Annotated in this window: 1 protein-coding gene; it reads right to left on the reverse strand. The window is 61.3% G+C overall.

Features of this window, described 5'->3' with window-relative positions; all coding sequences use genetic code 11:
• On the reverse strand, positions 1–225 hold a 225-nt coding region (locus SB822_RS61750; protein ID WP_410859759.1), incomplete at both ends, for a response regulator.

Here is a 225-nt window from a genome sequence, read left to right on the forward strand (position 1 = left end):
ATCAGTTCGTAGCCGCTCATGCCGGGCATACCGATGTCTGACAGGATCAGGTCGAATTTGCCTTCTTTGGCAGCCGCAAGCGCATCCGGACCGTTGCGTTCGGGCCGCACCTGCGCACCTTCCAGTTCAAGGAGCGCACGAAAACCTGCAAGCCCTTCCGCAGAGTCGTCGACAAGCAGGATGCGCAGTCCCTTGAGAAGGCTCGTGTCGGCATGCGAGCGCCGG

Source organism: Paraburkholderia sp. SIMBA_054, from assembly GCF_046534875.1.
Lineage (GTDB): Bacteria > Pseudomonadota > Gammaproteobacteria > Burkholderiales > Burkholderiaceae > Paraburkholderia > Paraburkholderia hospita.